At 64.4% G+C, this 15,839-nt stretch carries 14 protein-coding genes; 9 read left to right on the top strand and 5 right to left on the bottom strand.

Annotated elements, in window-relative coordinates:
• Positions 1-6 precede the first annotated feature (6 nt).
• Entirely contained in the window at positions 7-1,182 is a 1,176-nt protein-coding gene (locus MNAB215_RS21170) for a thiolase family protein (protein ID WP_077080541.1), read from the bottom strand.
• A 147-nt stretch (positions 1,183-1,329) separates the two neighbouring features.
• On the opposite strand from MNAB215_RS21170, the gene MNAB215_RS21165 reads away from it, so the two are divergent.
• From MNAB215_RS21165 to MNAB215_RS21130, 8 genes are all read left to right on the top strand, one after another.
• On the top strand, positions 1,330-2,460 hold the full coding sequence (locus MNAB215_RS21165) for an NDMA-dependent alcohol dehydrogenase (protein ID WP_077080540.1): 1,131 nt from the start codon (positions 1,330-1,332) through the stop codon (positions 2,458-2,460).
• A gap of 135 nt (positions 2,461-2,595) precedes the next feature.
• Positions 2,596-3,654 (top strand): cupin domain-containing protein, encoded by a 1,059-nt coding sequence (locus MNAB215_RS21160; RefSeq protein ID WP_077080539.1) that lies wholly within the window; start codon positions 2,596-2,598, stop codon positions 3,652-3,654.
• Positions 3,655-3,738: 84 nt separating this feature from the next.
• Entirely contained in the window at positions 3,739-4,128 is a 390-nt protein-coding gene (locus tag MNAB215_RS21155) for a DoxX family protein (RefSeq protein ID WP_077080538.1), read from the top strand.
• A 189-nt stretch (positions 4,129-4,317) separates the two neighbouring features.
• Positions 4,318-5,079 (top strand): sensor domain-containing protein, encoded by a 762-nt coding sequence (locus MNAB215_RS21150; protein WP_077080537.1) that lies wholly within the window; start codon positions 4,318-4,320, stop codon positions 5,077-5,079.
• Positions 5,080-5,383: 304 nt separating this feature from the next.
• Positions 5,384-6,139, top strand: a complete 756-nt coding sequence (locus MNAB215_RS21145; protein ID WP_077080536.1) for a sensor domain-containing protein — start codon at positions 5,384-5,386, stop codon at positions 6,137-6,139.
• A gap of 222 nt (positions 6,140-6,361) precedes the next feature.
• The gene (locus MNAB215_RS21140) at positions 6,362-7,696 is read left to right on the top strand and encodes a magnesium transporter MgtE N-terminal domain-containing protein (RefSeq protein ID WP_077080535.1); all 1,335 of its coding nucleotides are present in this window, start codon (positions 6,362-6,364) and stop codon (positions 7,694-7,696) included.
• A complete protein-coding gene (locus MNAB215_RS21135; RefSeq protein WP_077080534.1) occupies positions 7,693-9,372 on the top strand; it encodes an NRAMP family divalent metal transporter in 1,680 nt (559 codons plus the stop codon). Before MNAB215_RS21140 ends, MNAB215_RS21135 begins: the two co-directional genes overlap by 4 nt.
• Positions 9,373-9,579: 207 nt before the next feature.
• The gene (locus tag MNAB215_RS21130) at positions 9,580-9,897 is read left to right on the top strand and encodes a hypothetical protein (RefSeq protein ID WP_245830370.1); all 318 of its coding nucleotides are present in this window, start codon (positions 9,580-9,582) and stop codon (positions 9,895-9,897) included.
• Between the two features lie 368 nt (positions 9,898-10,265).
• On the opposite strand, the gene MNAB215_RS21125 is transcribed toward MNAB215_RS21130, so the two are convergent.
• Positions 10,266-10,481 (bottom strand): hypothetical protein, encoded by a 216-nt coding sequence (locus MNAB215_RS21125; protein ID WP_077080532.1) that lies wholly within the window; start codon positions 10,479-10,481, stop codon positions 10,266-10,268.
• Positions 10,482-10,552: 71 nt separating this feature from the next.
• A complete protein-coding gene (htpG, locus tag MNAB215_RS21120) occupies positions 10,553-12,478 on the bottom strand; it encodes a molecular chaperone HtpG (RefSeq protein WP_077080531.1) in 1,926 nt (641 codons plus the stop codon).
• 62 nt (positions 12,479-12,540) lie between these two features.
• Here htpG and MNAB215_RS21115 point away from each other — a divergent pair, with 62 nt between their 5' ends.
• Positions 12,541-13,161, top strand: coding sequence for a TIGR03085 family metal-binding protein (locus tag MNAB215_RS21115; RefSeq protein WP_077082205.1), 621 nt, complete (start codon positions 12,541-12,543; stop codon positions 13,159-13,161).
• Positions 13,162-13,282: 121 nt separating this feature from the next.
• Here the strand turns inward: MNAB215_RS21115 and MNAB215_RS21110 are convergent, their stop codons facing one another.
• Positions 13,283-14,794 carry a class I adenylate-forming enzyme family protein gene (locus tag MNAB215_RS21110; protein WP_077080530.1) on the bottom strand — a complete coding sequence of 504 codons (1,512 nt, stop codon included), beginning with the start codon at positions 14,792-14,794 and terminating at the stop codon, positions 13,283-13,285.
• Complete coding sequence (locus tag MNAB215_RS21105; RefSeq protein WP_425436547.1) at positions 14,791-15,612, bottom strand: acyl-CoA thioesterase domain-containing protein; 822 nt, start codon at positions 15,610-15,612, stop codon at positions 14,791-14,793. Before MNAB215_RS21105 ends, MNAB215_RS21110 begins: the two co-directional genes overlap by 4 nt.
• Positions 15,613-15,839: the final 227 nt, after the last annotated feature.

Here is a 15,839-nt window from a genome sequence, read left to right as displayed (position 1 = left end):
GGGCGGTTAGACCTCGACGACGACCGCGCCGCCCTGGCCACCGCCGGCGCACATGGCCGCGACGCCGATGCCGCCGCCGCGGCGAGCCAGCTCGTAGACCAGCGTGGTGACCATGCGCGCGCCCGAGGCCGCGATCGGGTGGCCCAGGCTGCAGCCACTCCCGGAGAAGTTCACCTTCTCCTCGTCGATGCCGAACTTCTTGCACGCCGCGATGGGCACCGAGGCGAATGCCTCGTTGATCTCCCACAGCGCCACGTCGCCGAAAGACAGGCCGGCGCGCTGCAGCACCTTTTCGATCACCGCGAGGGCGCCCAGACCGCAGTCGCGGGCCGGCACACCGGCCGCGGCCCAGGCCTTGACGGTGGCCATCACGTTGAGATTGTTGGACGCGGCGTAGTCGCGGTCGACGAGCGCGACGCCCGCGGCGGCGTCGTTGGTGCCACTGCTGTTGCCCGCGGTGATCGAGAATCCCTCGATCTCGGGGTGCAGCACCTTGAGGCCGGCGAGCTTCTCGACCGTGGTGTCGCGGCGGGGGAACTCATCGACGGAGAAGTCGACCACCGAACCGTCGACCTGGGTGATCTTCAGCGGGAGGATCTCGTCGACGAACTTGCCCGCGTCGATGGCCGCGATGGCACGCTGGTGTGACCGGGCCGCCCACGCGTCCATCTCCTCGCGGCTGATGCCAACCGCCTGCGCGGTGTTCCAGCCGACCGTGATGGACATGTCCTTGGCGGGCGCATCCGGGGTCTCGACGTGGGTCGGCGGCATCCAGCGCTCTTCGAACTTCAGCTCGGGACCGGGGATGCGCCAGTTGGTCAGCGGCGTCATGGACAGCGATTGCACGCCACCCGCAATGAGGACACGCTCCATACCGGAGCCGATCTGCGCCGCGGCGTTGCCGATGGCGGTGAGGCTACCCGCACAGTGCCGGTTGACCGACTGACCCGGGACGTGGTCCAGGCCGGTCGCGGTGGCCGCATACCGCGCCAAATCACCGCCGCCGTAATGCGATTCGGCGAAGATGATGTCGTCGATGTCCGACGGGTCGACACCCGAGCGGCGTACCACCTCCGGGAGCACCGCGGTGATCAGCGTCTCCGGCGGGGTGTTGACGAGCGTCCCCTTGAAGGAACGGCCGATGGCCGTCCGGGCAGCTCCGACAATGACGGGTGTTCCCATTAGTTTTCAACCTCGTTGCACTGGGCGACAGACGCCGCGAATCGTATCAAATACTGTATAGGCAATAGTAATGGTCTAAATTCGGTAGGCCGGGGTCTGTGACGGCGCTAACAATTAAGCGGTTTGGGTAAATATGGAGGCCACCCGTTGAAGACCAAAGGTGCCCTGGTCTGGGAATTGAACGAGCCCTGGTCGGTCGAGGAGATCGAGATCGGCGATCCCCGCCATGGTGAGGTGACCGTCCAATTGGAGACGGCCGGCTTGTGCCACTCCGACCATCATCTGATGACCGGCGATTTCCCGATCCCGAGCTATCCCGTGCTTGGTGGTCATGAGGGCGCCGGGATCGTCACCGAGGTCGGCGAGGGGGTGGAGCACCTGGCCGTCGGCGACCACGTGGTCATGTCGTTCATCCCGTCCTGCGGCACGTGCACGCCGTGCCAGACCGGTTTGCGCAACCTCTGCGACCTGGGCATGGGCCTGCTGTCGGGCCAATCGGTGTCGGACGGGTCGTTCCGCGTGACGACGCAGGGCCGCGACGTCATCCCGATGTCGCTGCTGGGCACCTTCGCGCCATACGTGGTGGTGCACCACACGTCGGTGGTCAAGATCGACCCGACGATTCCCTTCGATGTCGCGTGCCTGGTGGGGTGCGGCGTAACGACCGGATATGGCTCGGCCGTGCGCAGCGCGGCAGTAGCACCGGGCGATGACGTGGCGGTCGTCGGGATCGGCGGCGTCGGAGTCGCCGCCCTGCAGGGCGCTCGCATCGCCGGTGCGCGACGCGTATTCGCCGTCGACCCCTACGAATGGAAACAGGAGCAGGCACTCAAGTTCGGTGCGACGGAGGCCTTCGCCGACGTTGCAGGAGCGGCGGCCCGCATCGCCGAGGCGACACGAGGCCTCATGTGCCAGAAGGTCATCGTCACCGTCGGCCACGTCGAGGGCAAGGACGTCGAGTCGTGGATGGGGCTGACTGCCAAGGGCGGTGTCTGCGTCCTCACCGGCATGGCCAGCGTCATGTCCAACGAATGCACTCTCAACCTCGCTGGGCTGTCACTGCTGCAGAAGAGCTTGCAGGGCAGCATATTTGGTGGCGGCAACCCGCAATACGACATCCCTGCGATTCTCGAGTTGTACAAGCTGGGCCAAATCAACCTCGATGACATGGTGACTCGGGAGTATTCGCTCGAGCAGATCAACGACGGCTATCGCGACATGCTCGAGGGCCGCAACATCCGCGGCATCATCCGCTTTACCGACGCCGACCGCGCCTAGCTTCTTGAAGCGGGCCGCACGTTCGGCGGCCAATCACACTTGATAACCAACGGTGATCAACACATCGAAAAGCGGTGTTGGACATACCGCGAACTGCGGCGGGATCGTGGAGTCAGCACACCAATAGGAGGCGAAATGGTAACGCAGAGGAGCAAACACGTCGCATCGCTAACAGGGGGCGAAATCGTCGAAGAGTCCGACCTCGGTTCCATCCGGCGCCTGACGGCCGACAACTTTCCCATTCTGAACGGCCTGTCGATCAAGCGGCTGCTGATCAACCCGGGCGCCATGCGGACCCCGCATTGGCACGCCAATGCGAACGAACTGACCTATTGCGTCTCGGGCACCGCCCTGGTCTCGGTGCTCGACACGGGCAGCCGGTTCGCGTCGTTCGTCGTGCGTGCAGGCGACATGTTCCACATCGACTCGGGGTCGCTGCACCACATCGAAAACATCGGCACTGATACGGCCGAATTCGTCATCACCTTCCGCAGTGAACGTCCCGAGGACTTCGGCCTGGGTGCGGCTTTCGGAGCCATGACCGATGCCGTGCTGGGCAACACTTACGACCTGCCGGCCTCGGACTTCGCGGCAATCCGCCGAAGCACCGCCGACCACGCGCTGGCCGCCCGCGACGGTGACCCCGAGGTGCCCGCGACCGCCTACTTCGACGACCCACACAAGTTCTCAGTCGAAGCGATGACACCACCGGTGACCAGTGCGGTCGGCTCGGCCAGGACCGCGCGCGTGCAATATTGGCCCGCGCTCAAGGACTTGTCGATGTACTCGTTGCGCATCCGCGAGGACGGTATGCGCGAGCCACACTGGCACCCGATCACCGCAGAGATGGGCTACGTCAACAAGGGCGCGGCCCGCATGACGGTGATGAATCCCGGCGGCGAGCTGGACACCTGGTACCTGCGACACGGCGATGTGTACTTCATCCCCCGCGCCTACCCGCACCACATTGAGGTGTTCGATGCCCCGGAGATGCACTTCTGCATCTTCTTCGACCAGCCCACGCCCGCCGACATCGGGTATCGGACGTCAATCAGCGCCTATTCACGCAAAGTGCTCTCGGCCACGTTCGACACCCACATCGACGACTTGCCCGACTTCCCGTTCACCAAAGCCGATCCGCTAATCGTCAACCGGCGCAACCCACTCGACGCCCACGCCGTCGGGGAACGCTGACCAACCCAGGGACTGGCCTAGCGAAGGGGAGCGTTCCGACGCTCCCCTTCGCTAGGCCAGGTGAGCACGGGACACAATGGGCCCATGACCATCACCCCCCTAGCTCAGCGCGACGCCCAAACAACCGCTTACCGAGTCGCGGCGATGCTGATCGGCATCGGCACCCTCCATTTCCTGGCGCCCAAGCCGTTCGACGACATCGTGCCGGCGGAGCTTCCCGGATCCTCGCGCTTCTACACCTACGCCTCGGGGGTCGTCGAGATAGGAACCGGCGCGCTGCTGGTGCCACGTTCCACCCGTCGATCGGCCGCGCTGGCGGCCGTCGCGCTCTTCGTCGGAGTCTTCCCGGCCAACGTGAACATGTGCCGGTTGTGGTGGGGAAAACCGTGGCCGATGCGCATCGTGGCCCTGGCCCGGCTACCGCTGCAGATCCCCATGATCACCACTGCGCTGAAAATCAGGCGCAACAGCTAAACACGTTCTTCAGTACACCAGATCGACTCTTGAACAACCGATTTGGCGCGTTGACACTCAGGAGCCGCCGCGCGCCCTTCCGCGACGTGCGGTCCTGTCGTATGCTCCATCCGCAAACCTCTGCACGGCCGACGCGCGGGAGCGCTGAGCGCTTGGGGGCTCACTTCAGCAGGAAAGGCACTCAAACGTATGCGCCAGCTATCAGCCGCAATCGCCGTCGCCGCCGCCGGAATGTTGGTCGTTTCCTGTGGCGGCAGCAACCAAAGCAGCCCCTCTTCTTCGTCGTCGTCCGCAACAACGACCACGACCGCGTCGAAGCCACCCCTGGCACAGGCCGCGCTGGCGAATCTCTTGGTTACCCCGGCCGACATCGACGCCGCGCTGGGCGTCACGGGAACCAAGACGGACAAAACGGTCGACGCGCTCCAACCAGACCAAACCGCCAGCAATTTCCCCAAGTCATACAAGTTCCCTGACGAATGCGTGTACGCCACCGACGCTGCCTTGGTGCCCGTCTACGCCAACAGCGGTAACACAGCGGTGCACGGCGAACACGACGTGGCGCCGGCCCCCCCGGGGTCAAACGATCCCCCACCCGACGCCGACCAGTTTGTCGTGCTGTTCCCTTCCGCCGACCAGGCGAACGCCTTCTTCACCAGCTCCACCCAGAAGTGGCCCGCCTGCGCCAACCGCCAGGACACCAGTCCCGCTGACGGGGACACTCCGGCGATTACCTGGAAGGTAGGGGCGGTGTCCAACTCCAATGGAGTTCTGAGCGTCACCGCGAACGTGTCGGCGACTAAGGACAACCAGACCATGTCGCAGAGCTGCCAGCGCGCGCTGACCGTCCGCAACAACGTCGTGATCGACACCGAGGCGTGCAACAAGGACGCAGGAAACGCAGCCGTCACCATCGCCAACCAGATCGCCGGCAAAGTCGACAAACAATAGTCGTCACCGTCGCTCGCCCGTAGCTACTCGCACAGAAGATTAGTCGCCGGTGTCGGTGACCGAGGCGTCCGCCGGCCTTAGATCGACTCTGGGGCAAGTGATTTGGCGAATAGCTAACACACGTGGCGTTACCGCCCAGGCTGCTCGCCACCCGCCTTCGCGCCGTGGCGGGCAGCCCGTGCCCAGCGAACCCTTCCACGATTGCGCAGCGCTGTCGTATGCTCCAACCGCATACCTCTGAATAGCCGACGCGCGGGTGCGCGGGACGCTTGAGGAGCTCACTCAAGCAGGAAGGCACCCCACCATGCGACAGCTATCAGCCGCGATCGCCGTCGCCGCCGCCGGAATGTTGGTCGTTTCCTGTGGCGGCAGCAACCAGAGCAGCCCCTCGTCGTCGACAGCGACGAACGCTTCGACGGCGACGAAGCCAACCGTGGCACAGTCCGCGCTGGCGAACCTCATGGTCAGCCCGGCCGACATCGACAGCGCGCTGGGCATTTCGGGATCCAAGGCGGACAAAACGTTGGACGCGTTGCTACCAGACCAGACCGCGGGCAACTTCCCCAAGGGGTACAAGTTTCCCGCGGAATGTCTCTACGCCACCGACGCCGGCTTGGTGCCCGTGTACGCCGACAGCGGCAACACGGCGGTGCACGGCGAACAAGACCTGATGACACCGCCGTCGGGGTCAAACGATCCCCCACCCAACGCCGACCAATTTGTGGTGTTGTTCCCTTCCGCCGACCAGGCGAACGCCTTCTTCACTGCCTCCACCCAGAAGTGGGCCGCCTGCGCCAACCGCCAGGACACCGCAACAGGCGATGCGGATACTCCGGATATCCAATGGAAGACGGGGGCGGTTACCAATACCAACGGGGTTCTGACCGCCACCGCCAACGTGACGGCGTCTAAGAACGGCCAGAGCGTCTCGCAGAGCTGTCAGCGCGCGCTGACGGTGCGCAACAACGTCGTGATCGATACCGCGGCGTGCAGCAAAGACCCAGGAAACGCGGCCGTCACCATCGCCAACCAGATCGCCGGCAAGGTCGACAAACAGTAACTGCGCATGGCTCGAATTCACCGCCTGCACAAGCTGTTAGGCAGACTGCGCTAAAACCGCTGAGAGCTACGGCTCACCCTGAACGGTTGGATGCCCGGCGGCCACCCGCCGTTTACCTATCGGTTCTGGTCACCCATGACGAATGCGGCGTAGGCTCTGGCCGCTACCCTGGTCAAGCCACTGGGCCGTATGCACGCATCCCCCCATGTTGAGGAGCGACAAATGACCACACCGACGACGGCCGCCGATATTGGCGGAGGGCTACCGGTCATCCATCTCTCGGAACTATTGCGGGCTCCGGTGGTGGCTCGCTCGGGCGAGGACGTGGGCCGGGTCGAGGACGTGATCGTGCAATTGCGCGGCGCCGATGACTATCCGGCTGTCACCGGGATTGTGGCCGAGGTCGGTGGCCGCAAGGTGTTCGTTGGCACCGGTTCTATCGACCAGATCGCCCCAGACCGAATTGTGTTGACCAAGAACAAGGTTGACCTTCGACGCTTCGAGCGCCGCGACGGTGAGGTGCTACTGCGCGCCGACGTGCTCGGGCACCGACTGATCGATGTGGCCGCCGTGGAGCTGGTACGCGCCTACGACGTCGAACTGGAAGACACCGGCTCCGGATGGGTGCCCGCGCGGCTCGACACTCGCCGGCCACCACTCTTGTTCGGGCTCATCAAACGCTCCGGGGGACACGCTGCCCGCGACTGGAAATCGTTCGAACCGCTGATCGGCCATGCGCATACCGACGCGGTTCGGCGCTTGTCTGGCCGGTTCCGTGGCTTCAAACCCGCCGAGATCGCCGACCTGCTCGAGGAGGCCGACAAGGCCGAAGGTGGGGAGATTCTCGATCGGGTGCACAGCGACCCCGAACTCGAAGCCGACGTCTTCGAAGAACTCGAACCTGAAAAGGCTAGCCGAATACTCAACGGAATGCCGGACAACGAGGTCGCCGCGTTGCTGGGCCGGATGCGCGCCGACGATGCCGCCGACGCCATCGCCGATCTGCGCCAGTCACGGCGCCGCCGGGTGCTCGACCTGATGCCCGCCGCGCAGCGCACCAAGGTGATCACGCTGATGGGGTTCAATCCGGAAAGCGCCGGCGGGCTGATGAACGTCGACTTCGTCTCGTGCGCTCCGACCGCAACGGCAGCCGAGGCGCTGGCGCTGATCGCCGCGGCGGCCACCATACAGCCGGAGGCACTGATCAAGGTGCACGTTCTCGACGAGAACAAACAACTGGCCGGTGTGGTGTCGGTCATCGAGCTATTGCATGCCGAGCCCACTGAAAGTGTTGCGGCACTGATGGATTCCGACCCCGTGCGGGTGGACGCTGATGCCGATCTCACCGACGTCGCATTGTTGATGGCTGACTTCAACCTCTACTCGATCCCCGTCGTCGACGATCAGGATCGAGTGCTCGGGGTGGTCACCGTCGACGATGTGCTGGAGGCCACTATCCCCGAGGACTGGCGGCGCCGCGAACCCGCGCCCCGCCCGATCCGCGAGGTCACCGGCGACGACCACGACACACGTGTGCCGGGCGGTGACGCAACATGACCGCCGCCGAGGACAACACCACCGACACCGAGGCACCGGCGACCCCGACCAAACACGAAGCGCCACAGGGCACCGCGGTGCTCGACAGCGCGCACCTGGGTGATATCGAGGGCGCGTTCGGGCGCATCAGCCTCAGCGAGACCGACCATCCCCGGACGTGGAAGACCCGGCTGCTCACCCTCCTCGCCATCGTGGGGCCCGGCATCATCGTGATGGTCGGCGACAACGACGCGGGCGGCGTTGCGACCTACGCGCAGGCCGGCCAAAACTACGGCTACTCCCTGCTGTGGGTGCTGCTGCTCCTGGTCCCTGTGCTCATCGTCAATCAGGAGATGGTGGTCCGGCTCGGCGCGGTCACCGGCGTCGGGCATGCGCGGTTGATCAACGAACGGTTTGGGCGCGGCTGGGGCTGGTTTTCCGTCGGCGACCTGTTCCTACTCAACTTCTTGACGATCGTCACCGAATTCATCGGCATCAGCCTGGCCGCCGACTACATCGGCATCTCCAAATACATTGTGGTGCCGATCTCGGCGGTGGCCCTGGTGGCGATCATGGCAAGCGGTAGTTTCCGGCGATGGGAACGGGCCATGTTCCTGTTCATCGCGATCACGTTGCTGCAGATCCCGATGCTGCTGATGTCCCATCCGCAGTGGGGACAAGCGGCGAAGTCCTTTGTGGTACCAAGCATTTCGGGAGGTATCAGCTCAGACGCGGTGCTGCTGATCATCGCTATTGTCGGTACCACGGTGGCGCCCTGGCAGTTGTTCTTTCAGCAGTCCAATGTCGTCGACAAACGCATCACGCCGCGGTTCATGGCCTACGAGCGTGCCGACACCGTGCTGGGTGCCTTCGTTGTGATCGTCGGTGCCGCAGCCTTACTGATCACCGGCGACTGGGCGGCACGCTCCACCAACACCGTGGGCAACTTCACCGACGCCGGAGCGATCGCGCGATTGCTCGGCCAACACAGCCAAACCCTTGGCTCGTTCTTCGCCATCGTGCTGATGGATGCCTCCATCATCGGCGCCGCCGCGGTCACGCTGGCGACCAGCTACGCGTTCGGAGACGTGTTCGGCCTCAAGCACTCTCTGCATCGCGGATTCGCCGACGCCAAGCAGTTCTACCTGTCCTACACCGCGATGGTGGCGCTCGCCGCGGTGATCGTGCTGATCCCGGGCGCACCGCTTGGGCTGATCACCACCGCGGTGCAGGCACTCGCCGGCCTGCTGCTACCCAGCGCCAGTGTCTTCCTGCTCTTGTTGTGCAACGACCCACAAGTGTTGGGCCCGTGGGTAAATCGGGCCTGGCTCAACTGGGTGGCCGGAATCATCGTCGGTACCCTGTTGCTGCTGTCGGGAATCCTGATGGCCACCACGTTGTTCCCCAAGATCGACGTCGTCGCGGTTGCCACCTATCTGGGTGTGGCACTGGTGGTTCTCGGGGTCGCGGCCATCCCGGTGCTGCGGTGGATGGCTCGACGCCAACCGGCGCCACCGCCGGTCAAACTGCCGGTGCGCGAACTGGACCGCAACAGCTGGCGGATGCCACCCCTGACACTGCTGGAGCCGGTGGTCTGGTCACCCGGAACGCGGCTCGGCATGATCGCCCTGCGTAGTTACCTCGTCCTGGGGGCCCTGCTGCTGGTGGTCAAAGCCGTCCAAGTCGGCCGGGGATAACGTATGCCGTTGAAATCAGCCAACGCATTCCGGTTGATCGCCCTCATCGCGATCGGGTGCGGCGGAGTGACTGCCTGCGGGTCGCAGCCCGCGCCGCAACCGCAAGCCTCAAGCGCGAGCTCGACGACCGCCAGCGTCGTCCACAATCCGTCGCCCAGCCCAGCCGCTTCGCCGAGTGCGCCCAGCAGCACACCACAATGCGTCGGATTGTCGATCTGTCCGCCGCCTGCGCCGGACGCTGAAGGTAATCCTGGGTGCTATTACGCCGATGGCTGGCAAGGTAACTCAGCGGGTAGTGGAATCGAGGTCTGGTATTTTCACGAGCCGCAGAACCTGTCGAAACCCGACAAGATTTCGGCGGTGGTCCGGAAGAAGGATGGGACCAACGAGTCTCAAGACGCCACTATCGCCGCCGGACAACAAACGCATCGCTTCGAATTTCCGGCGATCGATAAGTCCTCAGTTCAAGAAGTGCTACTCACCACCAGCAGTGGCCCGTGCTTCGTGATCGGGCCCGGCAGTTAGACCGGTCACCATTCCCATGAGGCCCGCCCCGAACGTGAGCCCCGGTGCCGCATCGGCCGGGGACGGCGGGGCGTCGACGGCGTCAGCCGGGACTTGAAGCGCGGTTGGCCAGGCCGATGGCACCGCCAATGAACCGAACGCGGCCGACTTACCCAGGCCCACGGCCTCAACCTGAACGCTGGAGAAATCCAGATAAGACTTGAACGGCTTTGAACTCGAAAATCCCTCTGCCCCATCGGGTTCCATGGATCTCCTAGTGCCGGCGCAATCTTAGGCAAGAGTATAATAAGCGCGGCCATCTCACGCCACTCAACTAAATTCCTGACGGCGACACGCTGAACTTCTGCCATACGCGTGCACGCCCGCGCTCAGCGCTTTTCGCGATGGCGGCTCGCCGGTGCGGTAAAGCCGCCGGTGTCGTCGAAGTTTGCCCACTGCCCGTCGTCGTTGACCTCCACGCGCCAACCCAGCTCGGACGCGTCCGCGACGATGCCGAGGAACCAGACGTGTGCTGCCTCAGCATTGGGGAAGCTCTTCGTCGCGACAACCGCGCCATGTGGGTCGATCGCTCGAAACTCGGGCATGGGATGTGATTATGCCCTTCGAGCGGCTTTCAATCGACAGCGATGTTTGCCGACAACGTGCCTTGTCCGGACTAGACCGTGCGGGCCAACCGGTCCGCGAGTAGCTCCGCGAAGCGGGCCGGATCCTCAAGAGCACCGCCTTCGGCGAGAAGTGCGGTGCCGTAGAGAAGTTCCGCGGTCTCGGCGACGGTGGGGTCGTCGGCCCGCTCCTGGTGCGCCTGGCGCAGACCGGTGACCAGCGGATGACTCGGATTGAGTTCGAGAATCCGCTTGCCGACCGGAACCGCCTGACCGGAAGCCTGGTAGATCCGCGCGAGCGCGGGAGTCATCCCGAAAGCGTCGGTGATCAGGCAGGCCGGCGACTCGGTGAGACGCGTCGACAGCCGCACCTCCTTGACGTGCTCGCTGAGCGTCTCCTTGAGCCACGTCAGCAAGTCAGCAAATTCTTTCTCCTGCTCCTCGCGCTCGGCCTCACTCTTTTCCTCGCCGGAGTCGAGGTCGACCTCGCCCTTGGCGACCGATTGCAGCGGCTTTCCGTCGAACTCGGTCACCGATCCAACCCACACCTCGTCGACGGGGTCGGTGAGCAGCAGCACCTCGTAGCCTTTCGCTCTGAAGGCTTCCAGGTGCGGCGATTTCAGCAGTTGCTGACGCGTCTCGCCGGTGGCGTAGAAGATCTGCTCCTGCCCGTCCTTCATTCGTTCCACGTACTCGGCGAGAGTGGTCGCGTCCTCTTCGCTGTGTGTGGAGGCGAAGGAGGAGATCTGCAGCAGGGTGTCCTGGTTGTCGAAGTCCGACAGCAGACCTTCTTTGACGACCCTGCCGAACTGTGTCCAGAAGGTGCGGTAGTCCTCGGCCCGCTCGGACTGCAGCTCCTTGATCGTGGAGAGCACCTTCTTGGTCAGCCGGCGACGGATCGCGTTGATCTGCCGATCCTGCTGCAGAATTTCGCGGGACACGTTGAGCGACAAGTCTTGTGCGTCGACAACGCCTTTGACGAAGCGCAAGTACTCGGGCATGAGCTGGTCACAGTCGCCCATGATGAAAACGCGCTTGACGTATAACTGGACCCCGACCTTGGCGTCGCGGTTGAACATGTCGAACGGGGCGTGGGACGGGATGAAGAGCAGGGCCTGGTATTCGAAAGTGCCCTCGGCCTTCATGGCGATGACCTCCAGCGGGTCATCCCAGGCGTGCGCGATGTGCTTGTAGAACTCCTTGTACTCCTCCTCGGAGACCTCGTCCTTAGGCCTGGCCCACAGCGCCTTCATCGAGTTGATGGTTTCGGTCTCGATGGTGACGACCTCTTCCCCGCCTTCCTCAGCGGGCGGGGTGCGTCGCTCGACCTCCATTCGGATGGGCCAGGCGATGAAGTCGGAGTACTGCTTGACGAGGCTCTTGATCTTCCAGTCCGACGTGTAGTCGTGCAGCTCGTCTTCGGCGTCTTCCGGCTTGAGGTGCAGGGTGACCGACGTTCCCTGCGGAGCGTCGTCGACCGCTTCGATGGTGTAGGTGCCCTCGCCGCTGGATTCCCACTTGGTGGCTTCGCTCTCGCCGGCCTTGTGGGTCAGCAGTTCGACCTTGTCGGCCACCATGAACGACGAGTAGAACCCGATGCCGAACTGCCCGATGAGTTCTTCCGAGGCGGCCGCATTCTTGGCCTCCCGCAGTTGTTGCCGCAGCTCGGCGGTGCCCGACTTGGCGAGCGTGCCGATCAGACCGATGACCTCGTCGCGCGTCATGCCGATGCCGTTGTCGCGGATGGTCAGCGTGCGCGCGCCCTTGTCGACGTCGATCTCGATGTGTAGATCGGACGTGTCGACCTTGAGGTCCTTATTGCGGAACGCTTCCAGCCGCAGCTTGTCCAGCGCATCGGAGGCATTCGAGATCAACTCCCGCAGAAACGAATCCTTGTTCGAGTAGACCGAATGGACCATCAAATCCAAGAGCTGACGTGCCTCGGCCTGGAACTCCAACTGCTCAACACCCGCATTCATGAGATCCGAATGTACCGGGCTCTAGGCTGGACAGGTCAGCCCCACCGATGAAGGGAAATCAGGTGACCGTTGCTCAACGCGAACGTGCCGCCCTCGTCGAGACCATGCGCGGCCTCGGTCCGGATGCAGCCACCTTGTGCGACGGCTGGACGACGCGGGACCTGGCCGCTCACCTCGTGATCCGGGAATACCGACCCGACGCCGCACCCGGCATCCTCATCCCCTTCTTCGCCGGCCATACCGCCAAGGTGCAAAACGACGTGGCCGGGCGAAACGATTGGGACCAGCTGTTGGACAAGGTTGCGTCAGGTCCGCCGCTCTATTCGCCGCTCAAATTGCTGGACCCTGTTGCCAATATCGGCGAGATGTTCATCCACCACGAGGACGTGCGGCGGGCGCAGCCAGGCTGGACACCGCGTGAGCTGGAGCCCGCCCTGGCTAAGAGCTTGCGCCGCTCGCTACCGCTGATGGCCCGGATGACGCTCGGCAAGGTTCCCGGCCGGGTCGCGCTGCGCATCCCCGAGGGCAAGACGGTGCTGATCGCGGGCCAAGGCCCGGCCGTCACGGTCACGGGTACGCCCCAGGAGCTACTGCTGTTCTCGGTCGGCCGCAAAGCCGACGTCGAGTTCGACGGCGATGCGGCTGCGGTCGAAGCGGTCCGCGACGCACCCAAGGGGTTGTAGGCCGCGCGGCGTCACACCGGTCACTTGAGCACCAGGAAAGGCGGCGGGACTTTCTGCGCAAATGTGATGGCGCATGCGCTATCACATTCGTGGGCGTCCTAATGATCCGAGAACAGCGGCGTCAGCCGAAGGCCTCGCGGAGATCCTTCTTGATGACCTTCCCGAATTGGTTGCGCGGCAACGTATCAACGATGACCAGACGCTCGGGATGTTTGTAACGGCTCAGTCCCAGCGAATGGCAATGCTGGACTAGGGATTCCAACGTGACGCTGGTGGCAGGAGTCGGGACGACGACCGCGCAAACCCGCTCGCCAGCAGTGCGGTCGGGCACTCCGATGACAGCGACATCGGCGATCGCGGGGTGGGTGACGAGCACGTTTTCGATCTCCAGGGCCGAGACGTTCTCGGCGTTGCGGATGATCGCATCTTTGATGCGACCGGTGACACGAACATTTCCGTCGGCGTCGATCTGACCGAGATCGCCCGTGCGCAGCCAACCATCGCTGTCGAAGGCGTCGGCGTCAAGCGTGGTGTCCGCGTAACCGAGGAAGCATTGGGGACCCTTGAGCCGCAGCTCGCCGTCGACCACGCGGACGCTCACCCCAGCCACCGGCGCGCCAACCGTGTAGTCGAGCACGTCGGGTGCGGCGTCAAGAGAGGGTGAGGTCGCCACCGGGAACTCGGTCATCCCCCACGCGTTGGCGATACCGGGCACGCCAAACGTTTCGCGGACTTGACGTCCCAGGTCGGCGGTGATCGGTGCGCCGCCGGCTATGCAGCCACGCAGGGCACTGAAGAGCGGCCGAGCGCCTTGAGCCCGTTGCGCTTCCAGGAAAGCGACGAAGAAAGGGGTTGCCGTGCCCAGAAAAGTCGGGCGGTGCGCCGCGATGACCAGCGGCGTCGTTGCCGGGTCGAATGTCTCGAACAACGCCAGTCGCATCCCGGTCATCAGGGCCGCTGCCACCATCGCGGCCCCACCAATGTGAGAGACGGGAAAGGCAATCGGATCCACGTCGCTGCTCGTCATACCCATCGCGGCCACCATGCCGCGCGAGCCGGCGAGCACCGACGCGTCGGTGTGACGAATTCCCTTGGGCGCCGCGGTGGTCCCCGACGAGTAGTAGACCCATCGGGCGTGGGCGCCGGCTGACGGGGGTGCCGGGAGGGCATCCGCGTCTGCCCGGGGCAGCCGAAGCTCATCGGCGCGCGGGGGTGTCGCCAGGTCGACGGTGATGACCTCGAAGCCCTTATCGGCGGCCAGCGCCCTGGCGAGTTCGCCGTGGCCGAATCCGCGCCAAAATTCAGGCACCACAAGGAATTCGGTTGCCAGCTGGCCGGTGATGAAGCCGACCTCGCGCTCCCGCAGTATCGGGATGATGGGGTTTTGCACCGCGCCGAGCCGAGCCAATGCGGCCATGACAACCACGGTCTCAAGCGTGGTCGGCAGCTGCCACGACACCACGGTTCCCGGGCCGATCCCCCGCTGGGCGAACACGGCCGCCGTCGCGCAGGCGGCATCGTGCAGCCCACGTGCGCTCAGGCTGCGACCATACTCGTCGGCGAGCAGCGACCGATCCGGTTGGCGCCGCGCCGCATCGGCGATCAGCGTCCAGTAGGTGACTTCGTTCGTCATCCGGCCGATGCGATCGGCGGGGGACGAAATCCCGCATGCGCGATCGACACGGACACCGCAGTGCCGACTGGACCCTTGTGGTCGGCGATGACGGCGCAACCGTTGGCTATCCCGTCGGCGCTGTAGTGAGTCAACGCGGCCAGCCCGATGTGCGGCCCTTCGGGCAGGCGGCTCAGCGTCATCGTGTAGTCGACATTGATGAACTGCAACGCCTCGCTGCCCCAGTTGGCGATGGCGGCCGTGACGTCGGCGCACATCGCCGTGCGGGTGAACGCGCTCAAGGGCTCACCGTCGATCAACGGACGCGTTTCGTGCAGCCACGTGTATTTGGGTCCGGCGGTGTCCCAGTCGGGATCGGGGTTCTGCAGCTCACCGCCCCAACCGTAGGTTCGCAGGAAAAGGGTCGGACTGGCGCCATCGAGCGGGATGGGCAGCGGGGGCATCTGCACTGGTTGGGACCAGACTTTGCCGTCAGGCTGGGTACCGCGCCGCAAAAACATTGCGCTTGCCCGCGCCACGGTTTCGCCGTGCTGTGTCAGAACCGCCTCGACCAGCCGCAATCGCCGCCGATCGTGGTGCACCTTGGTACGCACCTTCACCGGTTCCAGCCCGGTCGGCGCAGGAAGGTCGACACTCAGCCGTGCCGGGTGCAACTCCGGGTCATCGACTGCTCGTTCGAGCGCCCAACCCAGGATGCCGCCAACCACGTGGCCGCTGATCGATGGACCCCACCCACCACGGGCGAATTCTGTTGGCACATAATGGCTTCCGTCGTGCCTGAAGTACGGCACGGGCGCCGCATCGGCATCGTCCGGCAAGTTATTGGGCTGGGTCACCAGATGACTCTCCGCGCGAACCGGACGTCCATCAAACTCCTCCTCTGCGGCAAGCAACAGTAGATGTTACAGTTCGTCTTCCCACTCGGCGCGGGCGCGGCCGTCGAGCTAGTTAAAGTTGCAGGCGCACAGCGCTATTGGAGTCGCAGAGAACGCGACCTCTTGAGTCCAGCGTTCATCGACACAACTCACAGCTGCGTAGCTGGAAG

Source organism: Mycobacterium numidiamassiliense (genome assembly GCF_900157365.1).
Lineage (GTDB): Bacteria > Actinomycetota > Actinomycetes > Mycobacteriales > Mycobacteriaceae > Mycobacterium > Mycobacterium numidiamassiliense.
The sequence above is the reverse complement of the archived record's forward strand: the minus strand, read 5'-3'. Positions and strand labels throughout refer to the sequence as shown.

Excerpts from the sequence above, each read along its gene's own strand:
- MNAB215_RS21170 (WP_077080541.1), bottom strand. The coding sequence starts at position 1,182 with ATGGGAACACCCGTCATTGTCGGAGCTGCCCGGACGGCCATCGGCCGT.
- MNAB215_RS21160 (WP_077080539.1), top strand. The coding sequence starts at position 2,596 with ATGGTAACGCAGAGGAGCAAACACGTCGCATCGCTAACAGGGGGCGAA.
- MNAB215_RS21155 (WP_077080538.1), top strand. The coding sequence starts at position 3,739 with ATGACCATCACCCCCCTAGCTCAGCGCGACGCCCAAACAACCGCTTAC.
- MNAB215_RS21150 (WP_077080537.1), top strand. The coding sequence starts at position 4,318 with ATGCGCCAGCTATCAGCCGCAATCGCCGTCGCCGCCGCCGGAATGTTG.
- MNAB215_RS21145 (WP_077080536.1), top strand. The coding sequence starts at position 5,384 with ATGCGACAGCTATCAGCCGCGATCGCCGTCGCCGCCGCCGGAATGTTG.
- MNAB215_RS21140 (WP_077080535.1), top strand. The coding sequence starts at position 6,362 with ATGACCACACCGACGACGGCCGCCGATATTGGCGGAGGGCTACCGGTC.
- MNAB215_RS21135 (WP_077080534.1), top strand. The coding sequence starts at position 7,693 with ATGACCGCCGCCGAGGACAACACCACCGACACCGAGGCACCGGCGACC.
- MNAB215_RS21125 (WP_077080532.1), bottom strand. The coding sequence starts at position 10,481 with ATGCCCGAGTTTCGAGCGATCGACCCACATGGCGCGGTTGTCGCGACG.
- htpG (WP_077080531.1), bottom strand. The coding sequence starts at position 12,478 with ATGAATGCGGGTGTTGAGCAGTTGGAGTTCCAGGCCGAGGCACGTCAG.
- MNAB215_RS21110 (WP_077080530.1), bottom strand. The coding sequence starts at position 14,794 with ATGACGAACGAAGTCACCTACTGGACGCTGATCGCCGATGCGGCGCGG.